Here is a 25,947-nt window from a genome sequence, read left to right on the forward strand (position 1 = left end):
CATCAGTCGATAGACGAAAAATCATTGGAGTCGTCCAGCCAGCTGGCTGTCCATGCCCTTTCGGGCCAGCGCGGTGGCCGCCTTGCCCAAGTGCTTGGTCGGCTCTCGAGACAAAGCCACTGCCTGGAGTTCGTCACCCCGATCCGACAGCGCATGAGCCTGCTCTGTCAAGCTGCGGCGGTCGATCGTGACCGTCAGGCCAGCCGCTTCAAGATGTGCGTTGTTTGTTTCCGCGACCATTTCCCGGACCCATTGGACTTTCACTTTTTCCAGACACGCCTCCGTCCAACTCTCTCGTCTTCTCCCCGAACCCGTCCGGTCCAATGCGCCTGGTGCTCGCCAACAAGTGGACATGATTGAGCCCCTCCGGGGTTCCTGGAGAGTGAATACTGGCTTGGATAGCGAGCTGGTAGCGATCCACCAGCGCCTCGGCAATGGAAAACGCCAGGTGTGTGCGCAGTTCGTCCGAAAGCTCATAGGGCAACGCCAGCTCGAACTCCGGGGATACTGTTGCGTCGCGGCGGCGCTCGGCCGCCCCCGCGAGCGCCCAGAGCTCGCCGGGCACTAAGGCCCAGTCGGGCGCATCTGGCGGCGCGATGCATAAGGTCTCAACGACCCCGCTCCGGCGGCGGTAGTCATGCTGCTGCCCGGTGGCGACATCGGACAGCAGCAAGCCACCTCGATAGGGGGCTGCGGCCACGGCGGATTGCCCTTTGCCTCGGCTGAACGTCTTAATCGCCGTGTGAAAGATACCCATAGAAACTCCTAAGAAACAGAAGTCTTTATGGCTCATCTTTTGCCTTTGGCAAGCCTTGCAGAGGCTTGGGGTTCCAGGGGCGAAGCCCCTGGCGCACGCATCCGTCAAGATGCCTAAGTGCGCTCTCCTTGCTACTGCAGCCAGCGGAGCGGATATCTGTTGCTCAAGAATCTGCTGCTTAACGATTCCCCCGCCTCTCAAAACTTGGGAGCCATCTTTTGAGCGCCTGAACCAAATCAGCATCACCTTTCCGAAGCAATGCGCGCACTCGGTCCAAGTAGGAAGGTCTCGTAATCCCAAAGTATCTATTTACCTTCCCAACCAGCCCCTTATGATTGAAAACTCTAAGAACGCCAGTGTAGTCACCTTCTGCCAAAATTTTCTCCGCGCTGCTTATGTGGCCAAGATAAATTGACTCGACATTCAATCCCGCCACCGCTTCGCTCAAGCCCCTAGACATGTCCGCAAGAGCGCCCATGCCACTAAAGCGCTCCAATGACATCACAAGGTCCCGCCGAGTCAGCGCGAGAGCATGCTCCGTCTTCAATCGCTCAAACTCTGCAAAAACAGACCGCTTTATATCGTCTATTGCCGACTGCTCGACCCCGAGGCGAGACGCCATCACATTCAGGACTTCAGGCAGAAGAAACAGATTTTCTATTTCCGCCACATGAGGAGTCCAGACATTTGAACGGCGGTAGCTAATCATCCGATCATCAGTCAAATAGTCCCTATCAATGATACCGAAACACTCAATATGATGGAAATCGCTACTCCGTCCGAAAGCCTTAGTTGCTGATATGACATCCAAACAGCCGCCTACCGGCCTGACCGCGAACCCGGGGTAGACGGCGCTATAAACGTCTACATCTACTGAACCCGAAACGCCTTCGACAAAAATCACAGGGCGGCGAGCGCCAAGCACCTCTAGGTAGATGACGGCAGGAACCCCCTCATCATCAGCGACCTGCAACCAATCAAAGTTACTTCCATCCGCGCTTTTTAGCCAAACTTTTGTTGAGCCAGTTCTGCTCTCCGCAAACCCTATGTCATGCGTCACATACAAGAACTGGCAATCAGCACGCTCACGCTCGAGCGCGTCCCACAACTTCTTCTGTATAGAGCGATGAAGATGCAACTCTGGTTCATCAACAACGATGATTGCTCCAGTTCGCGCACATAAGCAGTTCCCTATTAGGTAGAAGACCGCCCGTTCACCATCGCTCATGCGGCTTGCCAGATAAGATTCAGCGCCCTCTGTAAGCGGCCTTGCTCTGACCTCGCCGCTCCCAAACACCACTTCACGATGGGTCAATACACTGCTCCAAACCCTAGCTGCCTTTTTCAATATAGTCTCAGGCGAATCAATACGCTCATTGGTCGCGTCATACATCTCCTGGAACTTGATGAGCTGTGTGTAGTTCTCCGAGAACATCAGCACCAATAAACGATCAAAATCGGATACTGGCGCAGTAGCCGCGCTGTCTGAGTCAGCACCACCATATCGACTGTTTAATCTATGAATGTGCCTATTCTGCTCCCACGTCTGCTCATCCCAGTGAGACGGCCTATCCGACCAAATAAATGAGTCAGTTGCAGCTTGCAGGCCGACCGGACTAACGGATGAAGGAAGCCTGATATTTCGCTGGGCTGGAATCCTGTGAACCAAGTCCCTCTGAGGGCCTTTGGTTTCTAACCAAGCCCCGAGACGGGTTTTCCCTGAGCCATTTGCCCCTACGATTACTATACTCGGACTGGCACTCAACGCCGATTCAGTCTGCTCGACGTTTGTCGATGTGGGGAAATACACAAGTCTATCCACGTTTCCTCGCCCTCCGCGTTTGATTGACACGTAAAGCAAACACGCTTACATCAGCCTTAGTCAATAGACAGACTGCCTCATGACTAACGAGAGACAAAAATTAGTGCACGCGAGGGGTCTTACGCCTCGCTCCTGTTGCGCCAAGCCTCTCTAATCACGGAGCTGCGACAGACCGGTGTTTTGTCCTAACAACCCAGAGAGAAACACTAACACTCTCAATGTTCATTTATTTGACGCTCATCTTTTCAGCGATTACTTGTTAGCTTGAAGAAGTTAAACAGTACGGCTAAAAGTTGCCGATCTGATTCCAGACGATGCCGAGCAGACTCCACTTAGCTTTTCATTGAAAGTAAACTTTCTTCCATAAGTCGAGTGATGCTCGTCATCGAGTTCATGGCCAACGAACTTTGCACGGAGCTCTGAAACCACACCGACACCCTGTAGCTCCCGGATAAAAGTGTTGCGGAGAGAATGAAACCCGCGCTTCGCTGGTTCCCAACCCTTCCCCACCTCGGCCAGATGCCGACTGACAGCCTTGGTGCTCCAGTTGCCCTGCGCGTTAACGGCGGTGGCCTTCGCGGCTGGGTAGAGCCTGCTTTCACCAGCCTTCCGCTTATCGTCCACCCATCCCAGGAAGCCTATCTTTAGCAGCTCAGGATGGAACAGGACCGTCCGAAGGCTGAGCTCAGTTTTCACTTCCTGGTGCTCGCCTTCGTCCGATACCTGGATGCACAGGATGCCGTCTTCCTCGAACACGTCGTTGATCAGAAGCTGGCCAACTTCCGAAGCCCTCGCTCCCGTGTAAAGCCCGAGCAGCGACGCCCACCGAGCAGACTCTGACAGCTTGGCCAAGGCTTCGGGCGCGAACAAAGCCTGGATCTGCGCCCTACCATAGGCTTTGAACCCGAGCTTCTTCCGAGCCCGCTTCTCATGCTGGGAGTCGCTGACATGGCTGGATGCAGGATTGTCGCCTTTCGGGTAGTCGCCCGACGCCATGACCCACTCGAAGAAGCGACCTTTTCCACCGATGTAGCTCTGCTTGTTCGTGAGCGTCGGGGTCGAAGCGCCCTTCTCGCGCATGTCTTGATCCCACCGCGCCAAATCTGATCGGGTGATGGCATGGACCTTTGCCTTCGGGCCCAGGAATGCCACAGCGCCTCGATGGCGGTCTTCTTGATGGTGTAGGTCTTGGGCAGCGTGGAGCCCTTGAAGGTCGATAGGAGCGCATCCCGAGCCCTGCCCAAGGTCATCGTTTCAAGTGCTGGAACTGAGGCTTGCCGCACAGGGCTGGCTTGGTGCGATGCTCCGAATGAGTTGAAGGCGGAAACTGGGAGCCGCCATGCTTGGGCGGTTGCCCCACCCCGTGATTCCAGTTCCATCAACTGCCGATAAAGCTTTAGGTCCTTCGGGCTGTCGATCTGCCACTGCTCGGTCACCCTCCCATTCGGTTGACGGGTGCGGTTGAGCGTCAGTTCTTGCAGGTTCTCGGCGCTCGTCAGTCGAGCAGTAAGCAGGTCAGCGTCCGATTTGCTGAGCTTGGCCACTCGTTGATCCTTCAACTGTGCGAAGAGCCGAGCATAGCCCGCCCCAAGCACGACTGCTTGCACGTGTGCCTGGGCTAGGTCTTTTGTTCGAGGGGTGCGCTTGATGAGCCGGCAATCGAGCACGGCTTGAAGATCGACAGGGACACGCTGGACGAACGACCAACGGCCGGTGGATGACCGGCTCAAGTGACGGCGGATGCACATGCGAGTGTTTCCTCTGCATGCTTCCTGCTTTCCAATCCGCTCAAAACGTGATTTCAAATAAAAATCAACGAGTTAAGATCGATTGGCGGAGAGAGTGGGATTCGAACCCACGGAAGGTTTAACCCTTCGCCGGTTTTCAAGACCGGTGCCTTAAACCGCTCGGCCATCTCTCCGTATCGGCCCGGCACTGCTGGCCGGGCACGCATTCTCGCACGGCCGGGCGATTTGCCCAAGACCGTCGTCGCGGCCGGGGCTGGCCCGGCGTTACCGCTTCAGGCTCAGCCCGCATCCACCGCCAGCGCACCCAGCGCGCTGGCCTTGATGCGCTCCTTGGCCTTCTCGCAGGCGCCATCGCAATGCAGGCGCGAGGCCTCCAGCTGCGGCGGCAGGTGCTCGGCCAGGAAATCGATGAACACGCGCACCGCCGGCAGCAGGCCCCGACGCGAGGCAAACACGGCGTGGCACACGCCCTGCGGCAGCGACCAGTCCGGCAACACCACCTCCAGTTCGCCATTGCGCACAGCATCGGCGCACACGGTTTCCGGCAGCATGGTGATGCCGAAGCCGTCCTTCACCATGCTCTGCAGCAGCGGGAAGTCGAAGCCGGCCACGCGCGGCTGCAGGTCCACCCGGCGCACTTCGCCTTCCGGGCCATGCAGTTCCCAGCGCTGGCGCGCCTCGTCCTCGCTGATGCTGAGGGTGACGTGCTGGGTCAGCTCTTCCGGCTCCTTCGGGCGGCCGGCGCGGTCCAGGTACTTCGGGCTGGCCACCAGCAGTTCCTGCACCTGGCCGAAGCTGCGCATCACCAGGCTGCCATCGTCGTCCAGGCGCGAGCGCACGCGCAGGGCCACGTCGTAGCCTTCGTTGATGATGTCCACGCGGCGGTTGCTGATGTTCAGCTGCAGCCGCACCTTCGGGTACTGCTCGAGGAACTTGGGCAGCAGCTTGGGCAGCTGCATCTGCGCCAACGACACCGGCACGCTGGCGCGGACCACGCCGCGCGGCTCCGCACTGAGGCGGTCCACCACTTCGCGTGCGGCCTGTGCTTCGGCCAGCATGGTCTGGGCGTGACGGTGCACGCTGGTGCCGACATCGGTGACCGCGAAGCGGCGCGTGGAGCGCTGCAGCAGGCGCACGCCCAGGTCGGTCTCCAGCTGGCTGATGCGGCGGCTCAGGCGTGACTTGGGGATGCCCAGGGCGCGCTCGGCCGCGGCGAACCCGCCGTGGTCGACCACCATCGCGAAGTAGTACAGATCATTCAGGTCATGCATACCCGAGTTCCATATCTAGAACAATACGTGGCATTCAACCACCTTTATTCCGCCTTTGCAACAACCTATCGTTCTCTCCGTCGGCGGCAAACCCGCCCTTCCTTCCAGAACATAGGTGACTGCCATGAAGCTTCTGCATCTCGACGCCAGCGTGCTTGGCGACAATTCCGTCTCCCGCCAGCTGTCGGCAGCGGTGGTGGCCCGGTTCAAGGACCAGATCGACGGCCTGCAGGTCGATTATCGCGATCTTGACGCCAATCCGGTACCGCATCTGCGCAGCAGCTCGCTGGCCAAGACCGATGCGGCCGAGGCGACCGACGCTGAACAGGTGATGCAGCAGTTCCTCGATGCCGACGTGGTGGTGATCGGCGCGCCGATGTACAACTTCAGCATCCCCTCCACCCTGAAGGCCTGGATCGACCGCGTGGCCGTGGCCGGCCGCACCTTCAAGTACACCGAGAATGGCCCGGTGGGTCTGGCCGGTGGCAAGCGGGTGATCATCGCCAGCAGCCGTGGCGGCATCTACACCGATTCGCCGGCCGACTTCCAGGAGCCGTTCCTGCGCCAGGTGTTCGCCTTCATGGGCATCAATGAGGTCGAGTTCGTGCGTGCCGAGGGCATCGCCTACTCGCCGCAGCACCGCGAAGACGCCATTGCCGGTGCACTGGCTGCACTGCCCTCGCATGAGGCGGCGGAAGCGGCAGCGGCGTGACGCGTTCCAGCGTTCAGCGCCCCTCTCTCCTCGTCTGGGCGTTGAACGCGGGCCGGGATTCCCCTCCCCCTCCCGGCCCACCCCGACGGCCCCGCAATGCGGGGCCGTTTTTTTGTGGCCCGGTTCCCGCCCGCCGGGCATGGCCCGGCGCTACCACACCGATCGGGTAGCGCCGGGCCATGCCCGGCGGAGACGGTACAGTGGGCCATGAACTACATCGTGACGACCACGCACCGCAGCGAATTCCCACACCCGATCACCCTGCTCCGCGGCCAGGCGCTGGTGGTAGGCGAGCGCTATGAAGGCCCGGAGGGCTGGGAGGACTGGTTCCTGTGCCAGGCCGAGGGGCAGCAGCCTGGATTCGTGCCGGCACCGGTGATCGGTCGCGATGCGCAGGGTGACGCGCTTGCCACCGCGGATTACTGCGCGCGGGAGCTGGATGTGAATCCGGGGCAGAGGCTGCGCCGGCTGCGCACACTGAATGGTTGGGCGTGGTGCATGCCCGAGGCGGGCGAAGCGGGATGGGTGCCGTTGGAGAAGGTGCGGGTTGTGGAGTGATCGCGGGGCTCATCCACGCAAGGCGTGGATGTAGCCGCATTGCAGATCCACGCCATGCGTGGATTCGGTGCCATGCAAGCATGGCACCCACCTGAGCCGGTTGTCAGGCGATGGTTTCCAGCCCACCCATGTACGGGCGCAGCGCTTCCGGCACGGTGATGCTGCCGTCGGCGTTCTGGTAGTTCTCCATCACCGCGATCATCGCGCGGCCGACCGCTACGCCCGAGCCGTTCAGGGTGTGCACCAGCTCGGGCTTGCCGGTGGCCGGATTGCGCCAGCGCGCCTGCATGCGGCGGGCCTGGAAGTCACCACAGTTCGAGCACGAAGAGATCTCGCGGTAGGTCTCCTGCGACGGCAGCCAGACTTCCAGGTCGTAGGTCTTGATGGCCGAGAAGCCCATGTCGCCGGTGCACAGCAGGACCTTGCGGTACGGCAGGCCCAGCTTTTCCAGCACCACTTCGGCACAACGGGTCATGCGCTGGTGCTCGGCGTCGCTGTCTTCCGGCTGGCAGATCGAGACCAGCTCGACCTTCTCGAACTGATGCTGGCGGATCATGCCGCGCACGTCGCGGCCGCCGCTGCCGGCCTCGGCACGGAAGCACATCGAATGCGCGGTCATGCGCAGCGGCAGGCGCTCGGCGTCGACGATCTCGTCGCGCACGATGTTGGTCAGCGGCACTTCCGAGGTGGGGATCAGGTAGCGCGTGGACTCGCCGACGGCCGTCTTGAACAGGTCATCCTCGAACTTCGGCAGCTGGCTGGTGCCGCGCAGCGATTCGGCGTTGACCAGCAGCGGTACGTTGGTTTCCTCGTAGCCGTGTTCGCCCGTGTGCAGATCGACCATGAACTGGGCCAGCGCACGGTGCAGGCGCGCGATCGGGCCACGCAGCACGGTGAAGCGCGAACCGGACAGCTTGGCGGCGGTTTCGCCATCCAGCCAGCCGTTGCGGGCGCCCAGTTCGACGTGGTCCAGCACCTTGAAATCGAACTGGCGCGGGGTACCCCAGCGCGCCTGCTCGACGTTGTCGTTCTCGTCGGCACCGGCCGGTACGTCGTCGGCCGGAATGTTCGGAATACCCAGCGAGATTGCTTCGATCTTCTCGCGCAGCTCGTCCAGCGCCACTTCCGAGGCCTTCAGTTCGTCGGCGAAGGCGGCGACCTCGGCCATGATGGCCGAGACGTCCTCGCCCTTGGCCTTGGCCTGGCCGATGGCCTTGGAGCGGCTGTTGCGCAGGCTCTGCAGCTCCTGGGTCCGCACCTGGATGCGCTTGCGATCGGCCTCCAGGGACTCCAGGGCAGACACGTCGAGCTCGAAGCCGCGGCTGGTGCGCAGGCGTTCGGCGAGGTCGGCGGGCTGGTGGCGGAGCAGGGCTGGATCAAGCATGGCAGGTGTCGTGGTGGGTGTCAGGACCGGGATTATCGCCTGTTATGCGGATTTCTGCCGCCCGGTTCATTCGGGCCGTGGCAGAATCGGGCTATTCCGTACTGGTCCGGTCCATGTCTGCACCCCGCTCGTCGTCCGCCAAGTCGTTCACTGTGCATATTCCGCGCAACGCCCTGAAGATCGCCGGCATCGCTTTCGGCGTGGGGGTGCTGCTGTTCGTGGTGGTCTGGCTGACCGGCCGCGACAAGGAATTCTTCCGCGCCGACCCTGCGGCACAGACGCCGCAGGAAACCGCCCAGGTGGAGCCTCTGCCGGAACCCCTGCCGGCGGCAGCCGGGTCCAGCGACATGCCCGACGCCAAGCCGGCGCCGGCACCGGAAGACGCCCCGAAGCTGGTGGAAACCGCTCCGCCCCCGCCGCCTGCAATGGCTGAACCGGCACCCGCTGCGCCCGGCACCGTGCCGGCCGCCGGTGGCGGCAGCCAGCCCATGCCGATCGCGGGCCAATCGCCGCCGCCGGCCTATCCAGCCGCCGCACTGCGTGCGGGCGAAACCGGCAGTGTGGTGGTGCGGGTGGAGGTGGACGCTACGGGCTATCCGAACAACGTCACCGTCATCCAGCGCAGCGGCTCGCGTGACCTGGACCGCGCAGCGACCGACGCGGTGCGCCGCTGGCGCTTCACCCCGGCGCAGAGCAACGGGCAGGCGGTGCCGGGCACCATTGAAGTGCCGTTCGACTTCAAGACGCAGTAACTGAACGCATACCGGAAGGCAAACTGAACCCTCCCGGTTGCGTTGACGCAACACTGACACTTTTCTTCGTGGCCTCGGGCAACACTCGGCACGTCGTCAACCGACGTAAGGAGTTTGCGATGACTGTCACCACCCATGAAGACCTTCATTCGCCGCAGATGCAGCAGGACGGTACGCCGCGCCGGGCCACATCGCCTTGGCTGTGGGTCGCGCTGATCGTGGCGATGTTCGCGGCCGCGCTGCTCTGGCTGCGCTATTCCGGACCGGATGAGGTGGCGCCTGCACCGGTCGGCGAGCGCATGCTGCCAGCCACCGAACAGACGCCTGTTGCCGAAACGGCACCGCCTGCCGTACGACAGGCCACGCCGGCCACGAGCGAGCGCAAGGCAGTGCCGGCGGTGCGCAACCGCGAGGCGCGCCCGCTCGCCAGCAACAGCAAGCCGGACTATCCGGCAGCTGCGCTTCGTAACGGTGTGCAGGGCAGCGTGATCGCCAGCCTTGATGTGGATACCCGCGGCAACGTCACCAATGCCGCGATCGTGTCGCGCAGTGGCGAACGCAGCCGTGACCTGGATCGTGCGGTCCTGCGCACGGTGCAGAACTGGAAGTTCCAGCCGGCCATGCAGGATGGCCGTGCCGTGGCCAGTGTGGTGCGGGTCCCGGTGGATTTCCGTACCGAGCAGCGTTGATCGCGGACGAGGGGTTCGTGATGTTCGACGGAGGCTTCGGCCTCCGTCATTTTATGCGGAAAAGCGTGCCAACCAAGGTTGGCACCTACCGGGCGATATGAGCGTGCCAACCAAGGTTGGCACCTACCGCGCAATGCGATCCGCCGGGCATGGCCCGGCGGTTGCGGTGCAGGTCAGGCCAGGTTGAATCCGGCGCTGCGTGCCAGGCCGTCGAAGTCGGGGAACGAGGTGGCCACGTTGGCGATGTCGTTGATCCGTACTTCGCCGTCGCTGATCTGGCCGGCAATGGCAAAGGCCATGGCGATGCGATGGTCGCCGTGGCTTTCGATGGTGCCGCTGCCCAGACGGGTGCCGCCATGCAGGGTGGCGCCGTCTTCGGTTTCATCCACCTGCATGCCCAGCGCGCGCAGGCCGGTGGCCATCGCTGCCAGGCGATCCGATTCCTTCACCCGCAGCTCTGCTGCGCCGCTCACCACGGTCCTGCCTTCGGCGGCGGCGGCGGCGACGAACAGTGCCGGAAATTCATCGATCATGTCCGGCACCAGCGCTTCGGGAATGCGCGCGCCCTTCAGCGGCGCGTAGCGCACCACCAGGTCAGCGACCGGCTCGCCGCCCTGCTCGGCTGGATTTTCTTCGGTGATGTCCGCCCCCATCAGCCGCAGTGCATGCAGCAGGCCGGTGCGACGCGGGTTCAGGCCCACCTGCTTCAGGCGCAGCTCGGAGCCGGGAATGATGCTGGCGGCCACCAGGAAGAACGCTGCCGAGGAAAAATCGGCGGGCACCGCGATGTTGGTGGCACGCAGGCGCTGGCCACCGCGCAGGCGCGCCTTGCCCGGCGAGAACTCGATCTGCACGCCGAACGCGGACAGCATGCGCTCGGTGTAGTCGCGGGTCGGGTGCGGTTCGACGACGCTGGTTTCGCCCTGTGCGTACAGGCCCGCCAGCAGCACGGCCGACTTGATCTGCGCGCTGGCCACCGGCGAGGTGAACGCGATGCCGTGCAGTGTCTGGCCGCCGTGCACGTGGAGCGGCGGCGTGCCATCGTCCTGGGTATCGATCTTCGCGCCCATCTGCGACAGCGGGCCGGTGACACGGCGCATCGGCCGGCCGGACAGCGATTCGTCGCCGATCAGGGTGCAGTCGAACGACTGCCCGGCCAGCAGGCCCGCCAGCAGGCGCATGCCGGTGCCGGCGTTGCCGCAGTCCAGCGCTGCGCTGGGCGCCTGCAGGCCATCGATGCCGACGCCGTGGACGATGCGCTGCGACGGGCTGGGGGTTTCGATGCGCACGCCCAGCTGGCTGAAGATGCGCGCGGTGGCGCGGGTGTCTTCGCCTTCCAGGAAACCCTCGATGTGAGAGGTGCCGTCGGCCAGTGCGGCGAACATCACCGAACGGTGCGAAACCGACTTGTCGCCGGGAATGGTGAGGCTGCCCTGCAGCGGCTGGCCCTTGCGGGCGATCCAGTGTTGCGCGTTGCTCATCGTTCGATCATTCCGTAGACGCCGGCGGGCCGGCGGTGCATCAAGGGTCGGTGGCCGCGGCCACCGCGGCAGGCATCAGGGCACGGCCACCGGATAGGAGCCGAGGACCTTGATCTGCGCTGAGTGTGCTTCCAGTTCGGCCAGCGCGGCCTGCATCGGCGCGTCGTCGATGTGGCCGGCCAGGTCGATGAAGAAGCCGTACTCCCACTTGCCGTGGTGCGAAGGCCGCGACTCGATGCGGTTCATGCTGATGCCGTGGCGTGCGAACGGACTGAGCACGTCGAACAGCGCACCCGGCTTGTCATGGATGAAGACCAGCACCGAGGTACGGTCATGGCCGGAGGTCGGGAAGATGTTGCGGCCCACCACCAGGAAACGGGTGGTGTTGTCGGCATCGTTCTGGATCGGCTTGGTCACCACCTTCTTCAGGCCGTACACGTGGCCGGCACTTTCGCCACCGATGGCCGCCGCATCGTCGGCGTTGCGCGCGCGGCGTGCGCCTTCGGCGTTGCTGGAGACCGGAATCTTCTCGGCCTTGGGCAGGTTGGCGCGCATCCACGCCGAGGTCTGCATGAACGACTGCGGGTGGCCGTAGACGCGTTCGATGTCCTCGATGCGGCCGCTGCGCGACATCAGGTACTGCTGCACGCGCAGTTCCACTTCGCCGCAGATCTTCAGGTTGGAGGTCAGGAACATGTCCAGGGTGATCTGGATGGTGCCCTGCCCCGAGTTCTCCACCGGCACCACGCCGAAATCGGCGTTGCCCGCTTCCACTTCCTGGAAGACTTCTTCGATGCTGGCCAACGGCAGGCCCAGCGCCGAGCGACCGAAATGCTTGAGCACGGCCTGCTGGCTGAAGGTGCCTTCCGGGCCGAGGTAGCCGATCTTCAATGGCTCCTGCTGGGCCAGGCAGGCCGACATGATCTCGCGATAGACGTGCACCAGCACTTCATCGCTGAGCGGGCCTTCGTTGCGGTCCACCACCATGCGCAGCACCTGTGCTTCACGCTCGGGGCGGTAGTAATCGACGGCGGCGGCAAGCTTGCCCTTGGCCTTGCCGACCTGGTGGGCGAACTGCGCGCGCTCGGCGATCAGGCGCTGGATGTCGCGGTCGATCTGGTCGATCTTCGAACGCACGTCGGCCAGTGCCAGCGGCGCCTGGGTGGGGGCCGGCGTCGATGCAGCCCTGGCCTTGGACGTGCCCTTGGACGCAGCGCTGTCCTTGGCCGGTGCGGCCTGCTTCGGCGCCTTCTTGCTGGATTTGCTTGCCATCGGAATTCCCTGTTGCGTGGGCACGCACCCGACGGTGCGCGCCGTTCATTGCTCAGCCGTAGCGCTGCTGGAAGTCGGCCATGAAGGCGACCAGCGCCTCCGCACCCGCCAGCGGCATGGCGTTGTACAGCGAAGCACGGATGCCGCCGACCACCTTGTGACCCTTCAGCGCCAGCAGGCCGGCGGCCTTGGCCTCGGCGACGAAACGCGCATCGAGGTCGGCGTTGGGCAGGAAGAACGGGATGTTCATCCGCGAACGCGCCGCGTGCGCGACTTCATTGCGATAGAAGCCGCCGGACGCATCGATGGCGCCGTACACCAGCGCGGCCTTGGCCGCATTGCGCCGGGCGAACTCGGCCACGCCGCCTTCGGCCAGCATCCACTTGAACACCAGCCCCGCCAGGTACCAGTTCCAGGTGGGCGGGGTGTTGAGCATCGAGTCGCGCGCCACGTGCGAGCGGTAGTCGAAGATGTCCGCGCGCGGCTGGCCACTGCGCTCCAGCAGGTCGCGACGGATGATCATCACCGCGATGCCGACCGGGCCCAGGTTCTTCTGCGCGCCCGCGTAGATGACGCCGTAGCGGCGCACATCCAGCGGTTCGCTGGCGATGGACGAACTGAAATCGGCCACCAGCGGCACATCGCCGGTATCGGGCACGTCACGGAACTCGACGCCGTGGATGGTCTCGTTGGCGGTGATGTGCACATAGGCCGCATCGGGCGAAAGCTGCCAGCTGCTGCGCGCGGGCAGCTCGCGGTAGCCCCCGTCCTCGCTGCTGCCAGCGATGTTGACGTCCACATAGGGGCCGGCCTGCTTGACCGCCGTCCTGCCCCAGTGGCCGCTGACCACGTAGTCGGCACGCTGGCCGGGGCTTGCGAAATTCAGCGGGATCAACGCCTGCTGGGTGGTGGCGCCGCCGGACAGGAACAGCACGGCGTAGTCCTCGGGAATGTCGAGCAGGCGGCGCAGGTCCGCCTCGGCCTCGGCGGCGACGGACATGAATTCCGCACCGCGATGGCTCATTTCCACGATCGAGGCGCCGGTACCGTGCCAGTCCAGCATTTCCGCCTGCGCCTGGCGCAGGACCGATTCCGGCAAGGTTGCAGGGCCGGCACTGAAGTTGAACGCGCGCGTCATGTCACACCTGTGGGGCAAGATCCCTAGTATGCCGCAGTGCACCAGCCTTGCGGCCTTGCGCGGCAAGGGAAATTTGGTTTCATCGGAATCCATCGCCCGCGGCACTGCGCCGGCAGTCGCCGACCTGGGCCGGCGCCTGCCCGAAGCACGGAGACGACAGGCTCAGCGCGCGCCGAACCAGAGCAGCAGGCTGAGCAGCGCAGCCAGCAGCAGTGCGCTGACCAGCAGCCACGGCCAGCGGCGGACCCGGCGCGGAGGAAGGGGCTCGGCGGGCGCCCGTTCGGCCTCGTGGCTGGACTCATCCTCGGCCGCCAGCGGCCGCCGGCGCGGATCACGCGGCACTTCCAGCACGAAACGGTGCTGGCCATCGAATACCACCTGGTCGCCCGGCTGCAGCCAGCAGTGGCGCACGGCCACGCCGTTGACGCAGGTGCCATCGGCGCTGCCCAGGTCACGCAGCAGGACGCGATCGCCGTGCACTTCCACGCGCGCGTGCTGTTCGGCGAACGCCGGATCGTCGATGGCGATGTCGGCCTCGGTGCCGCGGCCGATCACGCGGGCGCGCGACAAGGTGAAACTGCGGCCATGGTGCAGGCCACCGACGCCCCGCAGCAGGCGCTGCTCGTCGCCGGCATCTTCGCCGTCCGGTGACGGCGCCTGCAGCAGGCTCTCGGCTTCGCCCCGCAGGACCATTTCCACGCCATCGACATACACCGCATCGCCGGCGCGCAGCAGCGCCATGCGCCGTACCGGACGGCCGTTGACATGGATGCCGCGGATGCCGTTGCCGACCTGGAGCCAGAGGCCGCGATCATCCATGCAGAACTGCGCCAGCAGCAACGCGCCGTTGCCTGCTTCGCCCAGCCGCACGCTGCCGTTGGCATGGCGCACGATGCGTTGCACCCCGGGCCGCAGCGGCTGGTCGGGCTGTTGTTGTTGACTGAAGTGAACAAGCAGGTTCTGCACGCGGCGCAGCCTAGCAGGTTGGCCGGCATCGAAGAAGAACCCCGGATGAGCGCTTGGCGCGGACGCGATCGATGCGCACAATGCTCGCCCTCTCTGATCACCCCGCCCTGCGCCAGGAGCCTGCATGTCCACCATCGATGTCCGCCACGCCCACGCCCTGCCCGACGCACAGGCGCGCGAGGCGATCGAACAGGTTGCCGCCAAGCTGGCCGAGCGCTTTGGCCTGAAGTCCTCGTGGAGCGCCGATGTGCTGAATTTCTCCGGCAGCGGCGTGGACGGCGCGATCGAGCTGCAGCCGGGCGCCGTGCGGGTGACCGCCAAGCTCGGCTTCCTGCTGTCGGCAATGAAAGGCATGGTCGAAAGCGAAATCCAGCGCGTGCTGAAGGAAAAGCTGGGCTGAACCACGACAGCGGCCGTCACGGCCCTGCAACGGCGGCGCGCGCTACTCTCGGGGCAGGTCCAACTCCCACGGGAAGTGCGATGAACCGCTACGAAAACGACGACCGCCGCGACGACGACGCCACCTTTGGTGAACAGGCCGGACGCTTCTCACGCAAGCTGAGCGATTCGGCCCAGCAGGTCTGGCTGGCCGGACTGGGTGCGCTGGGCCGGGCACAGGCCGAAGGCAGCCGTTTCTTCGATGGGCTGGTGAAGGAAGGCGAGGCCTTGGAGGCCCGCCGCCGTGAGCGCGCCAGCGAGCAGGGCCCGGGATGGCGCGACAACGTCGAGTCCTCGCTGGATGAGGCGCGCGAGAAGGCCTCGGGCACCTGGAACAAGGTCGAAAAGGCCTTCGACGACCAGGTGCAGGGCGTGCTCAGGCGCCTGCATGTGCCCACCGCCGACGAGCTCACCGCGCTGGAGGCACGCCTGGACGCCCTTCATGCGCGCCTGGCCAAGCTGGAGACGCGGGCGGCCTCGGGCAGCGATGCGCCGGCCCCGGGCAGCCACCAGTCGCCGGGCAGCGTGCCCTGACGATGGATTGTTGCAATGCAATAAAATTTGCCTGACAATCGCGAGCAACCCGCCAATCGCTTCGCCTGCCGTTTGTTCCCTCCCCTCACGGCTTCAGGATTGGCGGGTTTTTCGTGCCTGCGGAACGCCGATCTGAGCGTTCCATCACGCTTGCTGTGGGGAACGTCCTGACCCTGCCAGGCAGTGCGCGCTTTACACTGTCCGCTTCCGTTTTCGCCCCTTCCGCGCTCTCCCTGCATGCTTCCCTGGATTCTGGCCCTGCTGTCGGCCCTGCTTATCTGTTCCCTGGCCGTCGTTCACCTGTGGTGGATCAAGCGGCGGCAGAAGGAGATGCAACTGGGCCTGCAGGCCTTGGCCGGCATGCACTGGCGGGAGTTCTCCGCGCTGGTCAAGCGGATGCTGCGCGAGCAGCGCGGCCTGCGCGAACTGGAGTTTCCTGCCGAGGATGCCCGCGAGCCCAGCAGCGATTTCCTGCTCAGCGATGGCCCCAATACCTGGCGGGTGTCCTGCAAGCATGGCCTGGCCTATCGCATCGGTACCGCTGCGGTGAACGAACTGGGCGCGGCAGCGCGGCTGGCCGGGGCCAAGGGCGGCGTGCTGATCACCGAAGGCCGGATCCAGCGCGATGGCCGCAGTGCCGCCGAGCTGCAGGCCGTGGAGGTGTTGGACGGCCCGCGCCTGTGGCCATTGCTGCAGCCCTATCTGCCGGCCGACATCGATGCGCGCGTGCGCGCCACTGCGCGCCACGAGGCCCTGCGTCGCATCGCCATTGCCGCGTTGGCCTCGGTAACCGTCGGCCTGCTGGTCGGCCTGGGCCTGCAGGGCCTGCACCTGGCGTCACCGGCGCCGCAGGCGGTGACCGCCCCTGCCCCCGCCGACATCGCCGCCGCGGCGCCTGCCGCTGTCTCCCAGGCGCCCGCACCGGCAGCGGCGGCGCCTGCTGCTGCCGTTTCCACGCCGGCGGACGATGGCCACAGCGATCCCAACCCGGATATGGCGACCCTTGACCGCTACCAGGCGGATCTGGCCCGGGCGCTGGCTGGACAGCCCGGCATTGCCAGCGGCGTCTGGCTGACCCGGCAGACCCTGGCGATCAACCGCACCGGCGAACTTGACGATGTATGGCCGCGCGTCTGCACGCAGGTCCTGCGCTACCCCGCGCTGCGCACGGTGCGCGTGCAGCTCAATGCCCGCCCCGGCGTGGATGAGCCGGTGCGCTGGCGGCAGTGCGCGACGTATTGATCTGAACGCGCGGAAGCGTGCGCTCTAGCGCGCGCCGGGCGCGAAGCGGGCCACCAGATCCCAGGCATCGCCGAGGAACACCTGGCGCACGCGGGTGATGGGCTGTTCGCCCCGCCAGGTCAGGCGTTCGATCACCAGGCAGGCGGTGCCCGGCTTCACGTCCAGCAGGCGGGCAGACGCCGTGTCCGCACCCCACGCGCTGATGCGGTGCTGCGCCCGGGTCCAGGACACGTTCTGCAGCAGCCAGCTGCCCGGCGCGGTGGTGCTGAAGTCCACCTCCAGCACCTCCGGTACACCCACCGGGCTGATCAACCGGTGCTCCAGCGCCAGCGGGCGGCCGTCGGCAAGATGCAGGCAGCGCATCGCCAGCAGCATTTCACTGCCGGCCAGCTCCACTTCACCGGCATTGCCGGCGTCGGCCAGGCGCAGCTCGCGCTGCAGCAGCCGGTACCCGTACTGGTGGCCACGCGAGCCGACCTCCATCGCGATGTCCGGAATCTCCAGCGCCACCTGTTCCAGATGCGGTGGCTGCCGGGCGACGAACGAACCGGCCCGGCGGCGACGCTCGATCATGCCGCTCTCGGCCAGCGCGGTCAGCACCTTGTTGACGGTCATCCGCGAGCAGCCGTACTGCTCCATCAGTTCGTGCTCATAGGGGATGCGGAAACCCGGCGCCCACTCTCCGCTGAGAATGCGGCTTTCCAGGTCGCTGCGGATGCGCTGGTTGAGCGTGGCGGACTTGCTGGCCTTCACGTGACAGGTCTCGGTGGCGGGAAGCGATCAGCCCAGCACGCCGCGCAGGGCGGTAGCGAAGGCGGTGGTGATCGCCTCGCGCTGGAGGTGGCGGCCTTCGGCCACGCATTGGCGGCCATGGCGCCAGACCGATCGCAGCGCGCCATTACGTGCGGCGAACACCCAGCTGTCAAGCCATGCGTCATCCCGTCGCGCCTGCAGCGCGGGGTGTGCGGCGTCCAGTTCGAGCAGGTCGGCACTGGCCCCGACCTGCAGACCTGCGGCCACGCCCAACGCCTGTGCGCCGCCGTGCAGCGCGCCCTCGAACAGGAATCTGCCGCTGCTGCGGCTGGCATCGGCAGCCAGCACGTTGCGCCCGCGCAGCGCCAGGCGTTGGCCGTATTCGAGCAGGCGCAGTTCCTCGGCCGCATCGATCAGCACGTTGGAATCGGACCCCACGCCGAAGCGCCCGCCTTCGCGTGCGAACGCCTGCATCGGGAACAGGCCATCGCCCAGATTGGCTTCGGTGATCGGGCACAGGCCGGCGACGGCCCGGCTGGCGACGATGGAGGCGCGCTCGTCATCGGATATGTGGGTGGCGTGCACCAGGCACCAGCGCGCGTCCACCTCGGCGTGCGCGTACAGCCACTGCACGGGACGCTGTCCACTCCACGCCAGGCAGGCGTCGACTTCGCGCACCTGCTCGGCGATGTGGATGTGCACCGGGCCCTCGTTCAACGGCAGCAGTGCTGCCAGTTCATCGCCGGTGACGGCCCGCAGACTGTGCGGGGCGATGCCCAGCACCGCATCGGGCAACGCGGCCAGCGCAGCACGGGCACCCTCCAGCAGCCGCGCAAAACCGTCCACGTCGTGAATCAGCCGACGCTGGGCCGGGTTCGGTGCCGCACCACCGAAATCGGCGTGGGCATAGAACACCGGCAGCAGGGTCAGGCCGATGCCGGTCTGTGCCGCGGCTGCGGCAATACGTGCACTCATCTCGGCCCGGTCGGCGTAGGGCCGCCCCTCCGCATCGTGGTGCAGGTAATGGAACTCGCCGACACGGGTGAAGCCGCTTTCCAGCATCTCCATGTATGCCTGGGCAGCGATGGCCTGCACTGCGTCCGGGCGCAGGCGGGCAAGGAAGCGGTACATCAGTTCGCGCCAGCTCCAGAAACTGTCGCCGTCGCCGCCCCCGATCTCGGTCAGGCCGGCCATGCCGCGCTGGAACGCATGGCTGTGCAGGTTCGGCAGGCCCGGCACCAGGATGCCGACCCGGGCATCCCCATCCTGCGCGGGCTGCCCCACATCGATCGCGGCGATGCGCCCCGCCTGCACCTGCAGGCGGACATCGCGGGCCCAGCCATCGGCGAGCAGCGCGTGGGCGGCATGGAAACAGGACGGGGAACGCGAATCGGACATGGCTGGACAACCCGAAATGGACACCTATATTGTATAGACATATAAGCACAGCCGCAGTGTGGATGCCATGCATGTCGATATCCTCTGGTCCAACGTCCATCTGATCACCCTCGACGGTGAGGGCCTGGGTGTCCTCCGTGACGGCGTGCTGGCCTGCGCGGGCGGCCGCATCGTCCACGTCGGCCCAGCCGGCAGCGATGCCCATCTGCAGCCGACCACCCGCATCGACGGCGAAGGCCGCTGGGTCTCGCCCGGCCTGATCGACTGCCACACCCACCTGGTCTACGCCGGCAACCGCGCCAACGAATTCGAGCAGCGCCTGCAGGGTGTGAGCTATGCCGACATCGCCCGCGCGGGCGGCGGCATTGTCTCCACCGTGCGCGCCACCCGCGCCGCGACGCCAGCCCAGCTTGCCGCCGAGAGCCGTCCTCGCCTGCTGGCGATGCGCGCCGAGGGCGTGACCACGATCGAGATCAAGTCCGGCTACGGCCTGACCCTGGACGACGAGCGCAAGCAGCTGCAGGTCGCACGCGCGTTGGGCGAGGAGTGCCGGGTGAATGTGGTGCCGACCTTCCTGGGTGCCCATGCGGTTCCCCCGGGCCGCCAGGCGCAGGAGTACATCGACGAGGTCTGCGACGTGATGATTCCGGCCATCGCGGCCGAGGGCCTGGCCGAAGCCGTGGACGTGTTCTGCGAGAACATCGCCTTCTCCCCTGCGCAGGCGCGGCAGGTGTTCGACGCCGCACGCGCGAACGGACTGGCGGTGAAGATCCATGCCGAGCAGTTGAGCAACCAGCACGGGGCAGAGCTTGCCGCCGGCTTCGGCGCGCTGTCGGCCGATCACATCGAACATCTGGATGACGCCGGCATCGCCGCGATGGCGGCGGCCGGCACCGTTGCCGTGCTGCTGCCGGGCGCGTTCTATTTCACCCGCGATACCACCCCGCCGCCGATTGCCGCGCTGCGTGCAGCGGGTGTGCCGCTGGCACTGGCCACCGACAGCAACCCGGGCACCTCGCCGCTGACCAGCCCGCTGCTGGCGATGAACATGGGCGCGACCCTGTTCCGCCTGACGGTGGACGAGTGCATCGCCGGCTTCACCCGCGAAGCAGCGCGTGCGCTGGGCCATGGCGACCGCATCGGCCGCCTGGCCGTGGGCATGGACTGCGACCTGGCGATCTGGGACATCGACGCGCCCGCCGACCTGGTCTACCGCATTGGATTCAACCCGCTGCACGCGCGCGTGGTGCGCGGTCAGCCCGACCTGCCTGCCTCCTGGAGCAACACATGAGCAACACCCTGGTTCTTCGCCCCGGCCATGTCACCCTCGCCCAGTGGCGACAGGTCTATCGCGGTGCGCCGCTTGCGCTGGATCCGGCGGCGCTGCCGGTGGTACGCGCCAGTGCCGCCGCCGTGGCTGCCATCGTCGCCAAGGGTGCGCCGGTGTACGGCATCAATACCGGCTTCGGCAAGCTGGCCAGCGTGCGCATCGAGCGCGAAGACCTGGCCACGCTGCAGCGGAACATCGTGCTGTCGCACGCCGCAGGCGTGGGTGAGCCGATGCCCGCCAGCGTGGTGCGGCTGATGATGGCGCTGAAGCTGGTCAGCCTGGCCCAGGGGGCTTCCGGTGTGCGCGAGGAGACGCTGCTGCTGCTGGAGGCGATGCTGGTCAAGGGCGTGTTGCCGGTGGTGCCGGCGCAGGGCTCGGTCGGCGCATCGGGTGACCTCGCACCGCTTTCGCACCTGGCCAGCGTGATGCTGGGCGTGGGCGAAGCCTTCATCGGCGATGAGCGGCTGCCGGCCCGGGACGCACTGGCGCGGGCCGGCCTGCAGCCGGTTGAACTGGGCGCAAAGGAAGGCCTGGCCCTGCTCAATGGCACCCAGTTCTCCACCGCCTATGCACTGGCCGGCCTGTTCGAGATCGAGACCGTGTTCCAGGCCGCGCTGGTCACCGGCGCACTGTCGGTGGAAGCGGCGAAGGGATCGGATACACCATTCGATCCGCGCATCCATGCCATTCGTGGCCAGCGCGGACAGATCGCCACGGCCGCCACGCTGCGCACGCTGATGCAGGACTCGGGCATCCGTGAATCGCATCGCGACAACGACGTGCGGGTGCAGGATCCGTATTGCCTGCGCTGCCAGCCGCAGGTGATGGGTGCGGCACTGGACATCCTGCGCCAGGCCGCCACCACGCTGGAAATCGAAGCCAACGGCGTGTCCGACAATCCGCTGGTGTTCACCGACACCGGCGAGGCGCTGTCCGGCGGCAACTTCCACGCCGAGCCGGTGGCCTTCGCGGCCGACATGCTGGCGATGGCGGTGTGCGAGATCGGTTCGATCAGCGAACGCCGCCTGGCCATGCTGGTGGATCCGGCACTGTCCGGCCTGCCGGCTTTCCTGACCCCGCGCCCCGGCCTGAATTCCGGCTTCATGATTCCGCAGGTGACCGCCGCCGCGCTGGTGTCCGAGAACAAGCAGCGGGCCTATCCGGCCAGTGTGGATTCGATCCCGACCTCGGCCAACCAGGAAGACCACGTGTCCATGGCCGCACACGGTGCGCGCCGGTTGATGCAGATGGCCGAGAACGCGGCCAATGTGATCGGCATCGAACTGCTGGCCGCCGCACAGGGCTGTGACTTCCATGCGCCGCTGCGCTCCAGCGCTGCCCTGGAGAACGTGCGCGCCACCCTGCGCGCGCAGGTGCCGACCCTGCAGGACGACCGCTACTTCCACCCGGACATGGTGGTTGCCACCTCGCTCGTGCGCAGCGGCGCGCTGGCACGGGGCCTGGAAGCTGTCCTGCCGACCGTGGAGCCGCAGGCATGAATGCCCACCCCGACTGGCTGACGGTGCACGAGGGCGATGCTCCGCTGATCGTCAGCTTCCCGCATACCGGCAGCGAACTGCCGCACGATCTGATCGGCGACTATCACTCGCCGTGGCTGGCGCGTCGCGATACCGACTGGTGGGTGCACGAACTGTACGACTTCGCACGCGGCATGGGCGCGACCACCGTGCGGTCGGCGATCTCGCGTTCGGTGATCGATCTCAACCGCGATCCCAGCGGGGTATCGCTGTACCCGGGCCAGAACACCACCGGCCTGTGCCCGCTGACCACCTTCGACAACCAGCCGCTGTACCACGCCGGGCGCGAGCCGGACGAAGCGGAGATCGCGCGCCGTCGGGACACCTATTTCGCGCCTTACCACGACGCGCTGGCCGCGCAGATCGCGCGGCTGCGCGCACGTCACGGCACGGTGGTGGTGTATGACGCGCACTCGATCCGCTCGCACATTCCACACCTGTTCGACGGTGAACTGCCGCAGTTCAATCTCGGCACCGCCGGTCCGTCCGGCGCACCGGATACCTCCTGCGACAACGCACTGAGCGACGTGGTGGAAAACCTGCTGAAGATCAGCGGCATGAGCCAGGTGCGCAACGGCCGCTTCAAGGGCGGCTGGATCACCCGCCACTACAGCAACGTGGCCGGCGGCGTGCACAGCCTGCAGATGGAGCTGGCCTGTCGCGGCTACATGCACGAACCCCTGCCGGACCAGGTGGACGAGCACAGCTGGCCCACCCCGCTCGACCCCGACCACGCCGCACCGCTGCGCCACACCCTGGCGCAGGTGCTCAATGCCTGCCTTGAATTTGCTACGAACCGGAGCGCCGCATGACCCGCAACGACCCGTCCCGCACCCTTGCCGCACCGACCGGCACCACGCTCAACGCCAAGAGCTGGCTGACCGAAGCACCGCTGCGCATGCTGATGAACAACCTGCATCCGGACGTGGCCGAACGGCCGCAGGAACTGGTGGTGTACGGCGGCATCGGCCGCGCCGCGCGCGACTGGGAGAGCTTCGATGCCATCGTCGAAACGCTCAAGCGCCTGGACGATGACCAGACCCTGCTGGTGCAGTCGGGCAAGCCGGTGGGCGTGTTCCGCACGCATGCCGATGCGCCGCGCGTGCTGATCGCCAACTCCAACCTGGTGCCGCGCTGGGCCAACTGGGACCACTTCAACGAGCTGGATAAGAAGGGCCTGGCCATGTACGGCCAGATGACCGCCGGCAGCTGGATCTACATCGGCGCACAGGGCATCGTGCAGGGCACCTACGAGACGTTCGTGGAAATGGGCCGCCAGCACTTCGGCGGCGATCTCACCGGCAAGTGGTTGTTCACCGGCGGCCTGGGCGGCATGGGCGGCGCGCAGCCGCTGGCGGCAGTGATGGCGGGTGCCTCCTGCCTGGCGGTCGAGTGCCGAAGGAGCAGCATCGACATGCGCCTGCGCACCGGCTACCTGGACACCTGGACCGACAACCTGGACGAAGCACTGCGCCTGATCGATGAAGCCTGCAAGGCGGGCACGCCGAAATCGGTGGGCCTGCTCGGCAACGTTGCCGATGTGCTGGCCGAACTGCTCAAGCGCGGCGTGAAGCCGGACCTGCTGACCGACCAGACCTCCGCGCACGACCCGGTGAACGGCTACCTGCCGCAGGGCTGGACCGTCGAACAATGGGACGAGAAGCGGGTTTCCGCGCCGAAGGAAGTGGAAAAGGCCGCGCGTGCCTCGATGGCCAACCACATCCGCGCCATGCTCGGCTTCCACGCACTGGGCGTGCCGACCGTCGATTACGGCAATAACCTGCGGCAGATGGCGCTGGAAGAAGGCGTGGCCAATGCCTTCGATTTCCCCGGCTTCGTCCCGGCCTACATCCGTCCGCTGTTCTGCCGCGGCATCGGCCCGTTCCGCTGGGCCGCGCTGAGTGGCGATCCGGAAGACATCGCCAAGACCGACGCCAAGGTGAAGGAACTGATTCCGGACAACCCGCACCTGCACCGCTGGCTGGACATGGCCGCCGAGAAGATCAAGTTCCAGGGTCTGCCGGCGCGCATCTGCTGGGTGGGCCTGGGTGACCGCGATCGGCTGGGGCTGGCCTTCAACGAAATGGTCGCCAACGGTGAGCTGAAGGCGCCGGTGGTGATCGGCCGCGACCACCTGGACAGCGGCAGCGTCGCTTCGCCGAACCGCGAAACCGAAGCCATGGCCGACGGTTCCGACGCAGTCTCCGACTGGCCGCTGCTGAACGCGCTGCTCAACACCGCCAGCGGTGCGACCTGGGTATCGCTGCACCACGGCGGCGGCGTGGGCATGGGCTTCTCGCAGCACGCCGGCATGGTCATCGTCTGCGATGGCACCGAGGCGGCCGCCAAGCGCATCGGTCGTGTGCTGTGGAACGACCCGGCCACCGGCGTGATGCGCCACGCCGATGCCGGCTATGAGATCGCGATCGAGTGCGCGAAGGAAAAGGGACTGGATCTGCCGGGTATTCTGGGCCGATCGTGACCCGGGTGTCGCCGGGCATGGCCCGGCGCTACCGGTGCGGGTACCTGCGATGCCGGGCATGGCCCGGCGCCATGCGCTTGACCCCGCCCCCGCCGCTGACCAAGATGCGCCATCGCCACTGACGGATCATCGCGATGTACCGCGCCCTTGCCGCGCTCTTCTGTGCCTTGACCGTTGCCCTGCCTGCTCTGGCGGGGGATGTTCGCAACGATCTTCCGGCCCGGATGGATGCGCAGTTGCAGGCCAACCGCGAACGCTATGGCATCGCCGGCCAGGCGGTACTGGTCGCACACAACGGCCAGGTGCTGTACCAGGGCGCCAGCGGTGAACGTGATCCCGCTACCCATTCACCGGCCACCGTCGATACCATCTTCGCCGCGCAGTCGATGGCCAAGCTGCTGACCAGCACGCTGGTGATGCAGCTGGTCGATGAGGGCAAGGTGGATCTGGATGCACCGGCCAGCCGCTACGTGCCGGACTTGCCCGCCGCATGGCAGGCGATCCGTGTGCGTGATTTCCTCAACCACAGCTCCGGTATCGGCGAGTACTACGAGCGGGTGGACAACCGCTGGGTGAGCAAGGGCTACAACGGCCTCGCACCCGATCTCGCCGCCGCACTGAAGGTCGCTGGTTCGGCGCCGATGCAGTTCACCACCGGCAGCCGCGTGCAGTACACGCAGGCCAACTATCTGGTGCTGACCGCATTGCTGCAAACGCATTACGGCAGGCCCTACCCGGCGATCGCCCGCGAATGCATCCTGCAGCCGTTGAAGATGGCCAGCACCTCGTGGGGTGTCGCCAGCGTGCCAGCCCAGCGCGCGGCCGTGCCGTACATCGGCAAGGATGGGCAGCTGCAGCCGGCCAACGAAGACCCGTGGCCGGACTACGGCTGGGGCCATGCCGATCTGCAGACCAGCGTGGGCGACATGAACCGTTTCCTGCAGGCGCTGGCCACCGGCAAGCTGCTGCGTACGGCAACACTGGAAAAGCTCTGGCAGCCGCAGAGGCTGACCGATGGCCGCAGCAATTTCTTCTCCACCGGCTGGGATACCACGCGCAGCGATGGCTACACCCAGGTCGGTCACGACGGTGGCACCCGCGTGCGTGCGCGGCTGGCGTACAAGGACACCCTGGCCAGCGGCTACTGGCTGTTCGTGTACCTCACCAACGGCAGCGCCCGCAACGTCTGGTCGAGCACCCTGGTGGAGAGCACGATGGCCGTCGCCGCACCCAAGGTGTTTCCGCACGCTGCGCTGTCCGAACGCCTGATTGCCTATGCGTTGGACGATGACGCAGGGGCTGCACAGGCAATGCGGGCCTGGTTGCGCGACGACCACGGCATCAGCGGCAGCGAGCTGGAACGTGCGATCAACAGCGATGGCTATGGCATCCGCGAGGGCCTGGGCGCGCGCAGGGCGTTGAAGGTATTCGCCCTCAACACCGAGCTGTATCCGGATTCGGCCAATGTGTGGGACAGCCTGGCCGAGTGTCATGCGGCATTGGGTGAGACGGATGTCGCAGAGCGGCTGTATGCGAAGTCGAAGGCGCTGGCGAAACCGTCTTTGTAGAGCCGAGCCGATGCTCGGCTCCGTAAAAAAGCAGCCGAGCATCGGCTCGGCTCTACAGGTGCACCTGCCCCATACGCCGGTGATGGGTGACGTGGCGCCGTCGACCTGTTAACT

General features: G+C 65.8%; 21 protein-coding genes, 1 tRNA gene and 2 pseudogenes. 12 read left to right on the forward strand and 12 right to left on the reverse strand.

Annotation, left to right across the window (positions count from 1 at the left end):
- Positions 1–42 precede the first annotated feature (42 nt).
- The 5 genes and pseudogenes from N8888_RS11765 to N8888_RS11785 form a co-directional block, all read right to left on the reverse strand.
- Positions 43–757 (reverse strand): annotated as a pseudogene (locus N8888_RS11765) (MobA/MobL family protein); the annotation flags it as partial.
- A 178-nt stretch (positions 758–935) separates the two neighbouring features.
- Positions 936–2,609, reverse strand: coding sequence for an AAA family ATPase (locus tag N8888_RS11770; RefSeq protein WP_430542955.1), 1,674 nt, complete (start codon positions 2,607–2,609; stop codon positions 936–938).
- Positions 2,610–2,852: 243 nt separating this feature from the next.
- Positions 2,853–4,327, reverse strand: a pseudogene (locus N8888_RS11775) (DUF6538 domain-containing protein).
- An 83-nt stretch (positions 4,328–4,410) separates the two neighbouring features.
- Positions 4,411–4,500 (reverse strand) — tRNA-Ser (locus tag N8888_RS11780).
- A 105-nt stretch (positions 4,501–4,605) separates the two neighbouring features.
- Entirely contained in the window at positions 4,606–5,598 is a 993-nt protein-coding gene (locus N8888_RS11785) for a LysR family transcriptional regulator (RefSeq protein ID WP_053520355.1), read from the reverse strand.
- Between the two features lie 124 nt (positions 5,599–5,722).
- On the opposite strand from N8888_RS11785, the gene N8888_RS11790 reads away from it, so the two are divergent.
- A complete protein-coding gene (locus tag N8888_RS11790) occupies positions 5,723–6,310 on the forward strand; it encodes an FMN-dependent NADH-azoreductase (protein ID WP_074899233.1) in 588 nt (195 codons plus the stop codon).
- Positions 6,311–6,517: 207 nt separating this feature from the next.
- A complete protein-coding gene (locus N8888_RS11795; RefSeq protein WP_197601020.1) occupies positions 6,518–6,868 on the forward strand; it encodes an SH3 domain-containing protein in 351 nt (116 codons plus the stop codon).
- Positions 6,869–6,971: 103 nt separating this feature from the next.
- Here N8888_RS11795 and serS read toward each other — a convergent pair whose 3' ends face one another.
- A complete protein-coding gene (gene serS, locus N8888_RS11800; protein ID WP_197601021.1) occupies positions 6,972–8,252 on the reverse strand; it encodes a serine--tRNA ligase in 1,281 nt (426 codons plus the stop codon).
- Between the two features lie 113 nt (positions 8,253–8,365).
- Between serS and N8888_RS11805 the strand changes: the two genes are divergently transcribed.
- Positions 8,366–9,004, forward strand: a complete 639-nt coding sequence (locus tag N8888_RS11805) for an energy transducer TonB (protein ID WP_180876858.1) — start codon at positions 8,366–8,368, stop codon at positions 9,002–9,004.
- A 119-nt stretch (positions 9,005–9,123) separates the two neighbouring features.
- Complete coding sequence (locus N8888_RS11810) at positions 9,124–9,693, forward strand: energy transducer TonB (RefSeq protein ID WP_262218779.1); 570 nt, start codon at positions 9,124–9,126, stop codon at positions 9,691–9,693.
- A 173-nt stretch (positions 9,694–9,866) separates the two neighbouring features.
- On the opposite strand, the gene aroA is transcribed toward N8888_RS11810, so the two are convergent.
- The 4 genes from aroA to N8888_RS11830 form a co-directional block, all read right to left on the reverse strand.
- Positions 9,867–11,174 (reverse strand): 3-phosphoshikimate 1-carboxyvinyltransferase, encoded by a 1,308-nt coding sequence (gene aroA, locus N8888_RS11815; protein WP_263174949.1) that lies wholly within the window; start codon positions 11,172–11,174, stop codon positions 9,867–9,869.
- A gap of 75 nt (positions 11,175–11,249) precedes the next feature.
- Positions 11,250–12,446 carry a prephenate dehydratase gene (gene pheA, locus N8888_RS11820; protein ID WP_053515513.1) on the reverse strand — a complete coding sequence of 399 codons (1,197 nt, stop codon included), beginning with the start codon at positions 12,444–12,446 and terminating at the stop codon, positions 11,250–11,252.
- A gap of 52 nt (positions 12,447–12,498) precedes the next feature.
- Positions 12,499–13,584 (reverse strand): 3-phosphoserine/phosphohydroxythreonine transaminase, encoded by a 1,086-nt coding sequence (serC, locus tag N8888_RS11825; protein WP_053515512.1) that lies wholly within the window; start codon positions 13,582–13,584, stop codon positions 12,499–12,501.
- A 162-nt stretch (positions 13,585–13,746) separates the two neighbouring features.
- The gene (locus N8888_RS11830; RefSeq protein WP_065176024.1) at positions 13,747–14,550 is read right to left on the reverse strand and encodes an FHA domain-containing protein; all 804 of its coding nucleotides are present in this window, start codon (positions 14,548–14,550) and stop codon (positions 13,747–13,749) included.
- Between the two features lie 124 nt (positions 14,551–14,674).
- Here N8888_RS11830 and N8888_RS11835 point away from each other — a divergent pair, with 124 nt between their 5' ends.
- The 3 genes from N8888_RS11835 (at position 14,675) to N8888_RS11845 (ending at position 16,764) form a co-directional block, all read left to right on the forward strand.
- A complete protein-coding gene (locus tag N8888_RS11835) occupies positions 14,675–14,950 on the forward strand; it encodes a polyhydroxyalkanoic acid system family protein (RefSeq protein WP_053515509.1) in 276 nt (91 codons plus the stop codon).
- A gap of 80 nt (positions 14,951–15,030) precedes the next feature.
- Positions 15,031–15,522: a phasin family protein gene (locus N8888_RS11840; protein ID WP_263174952.1), complete on the forward strand. Its 492-nt coding sequence runs from the start codon at positions 15,031–15,033 to the stop codon at positions 15,520–15,522.
- Positions 15,523–15,759: 237 nt separating this feature from the next.
- Positions 15,760–16,764 (forward strand): restriction endonuclease, encoded by a 1,005-nt coding sequence (locus tag N8888_RS11845; protein WP_262218778.1) that lies wholly within the window; start codon positions 15,760–15,762, stop codon positions 16,762–16,764.
- 24 nt (positions 16,765–16,788) lie between these two features.
- Here the strand turns inward: N8888_RS11845 and hutC are convergent, their stop codons facing one another.
- Together hutC and N8888_RS11855 are read right to left on the reverse strand one after the other, a co-directional pair.
- The gene (gene hutC / locus N8888_RS11850; protein WP_053515504.1) at positions 16,789–17,517 is read right to left on the reverse strand and encodes a histidine utilization transcriptional repressor HutC; all 729 of its coding nucleotides are present in this window, start codon (positions 17,515–17,517) and stop codon (positions 16,789–16,791) included.
- A 27-nt stretch (positions 17,518–17,544) separates the two neighbouring features.
- Positions 17,545–18,915 (reverse strand): formimidoylglutamate deiminase, encoded by a 1,371-nt coding sequence (locus N8888_RS11855; protein ID WP_065176026.1) that lies wholly within the window; start codon positions 18,913–18,915, stop codon positions 17,545–17,547.
- Between the two features lie 67 nt (positions 18,916–18,982).
- Between N8888_RS11855 and hutI the strand changes: the two genes are divergently transcribed.
- From hutI to N8888_RS11880, 5 genes are all read left to right on the forward strand, one after another.
- Positions 18,983–20,206, forward strand: a complete 1,224-nt coding sequence (gene hutI / locus N8888_RS11860) for an imidazolonepropionase (protein ID WP_053515535.1) — start codon at positions 18,983–18,985, stop codon at positions 20,204–20,206.
- Positions 20,203–21,744, forward strand: a complete 1,542-nt coding sequence (hutH, locus tag N8888_RS11865) for a histidine ammonia-lyase (protein ID WP_053515500.1) — start codon at positions 20,203–20,205, stop codon at positions 21,742–21,744. The genes hutI and hutH overlap by 4 nt, the downstream gene beginning before the upstream one ends.
- Entirely contained in the window at positions 21,741–22,595 is an 855-nt protein-coding gene (hutG, locus tag N8888_RS11870; RefSeq protein ID WP_197571568.1) for an N-formylglutamate deformylase, read from the forward strand. The genes hutH and hutG overlap by 4 nt, the downstream gene beginning before the upstream one ends.
- The gene (hutU, locus tag N8888_RS11875; protein ID WP_263174956.1) at positions 22,592–24,265 is read left to right on the forward strand and encodes a urocanate hydratase; all 1,674 of its coding nucleotides are present in this window, start codon (positions 22,592–22,594) and stop codon (positions 24,263–24,265) included. Before hutG ends, hutU begins: the two co-directional genes overlap by 4 nt.
- A 134-nt stretch (positions 24,266–24,399) precedes the next feature.
- Positions 24,400–25,833 carry a serine hydrolase domain-containing protein gene (locus N8888_RS11880; RefSeq protein WP_263174958.1) on the forward strand — a complete coding sequence of 478 codons (1,434 nt, stop codon included), beginning with the start codon at positions 24,400–24,402 and terminating at the stop codon, positions 25,831–25,833.
- Positions 25,834–25,947: the final 114 nt, after the last annotated feature.

This window comes from Stenotrophomonas maltophilia, from assembly GCF_025642255.1.
Classification (GTDB): Bacteria; Pseudomonadota; Gammaproteobacteria; order Xanthomonadales; family Xanthomonadaceae; genus Stenotrophomonas; species Stenotrophomonas maltophilia_P.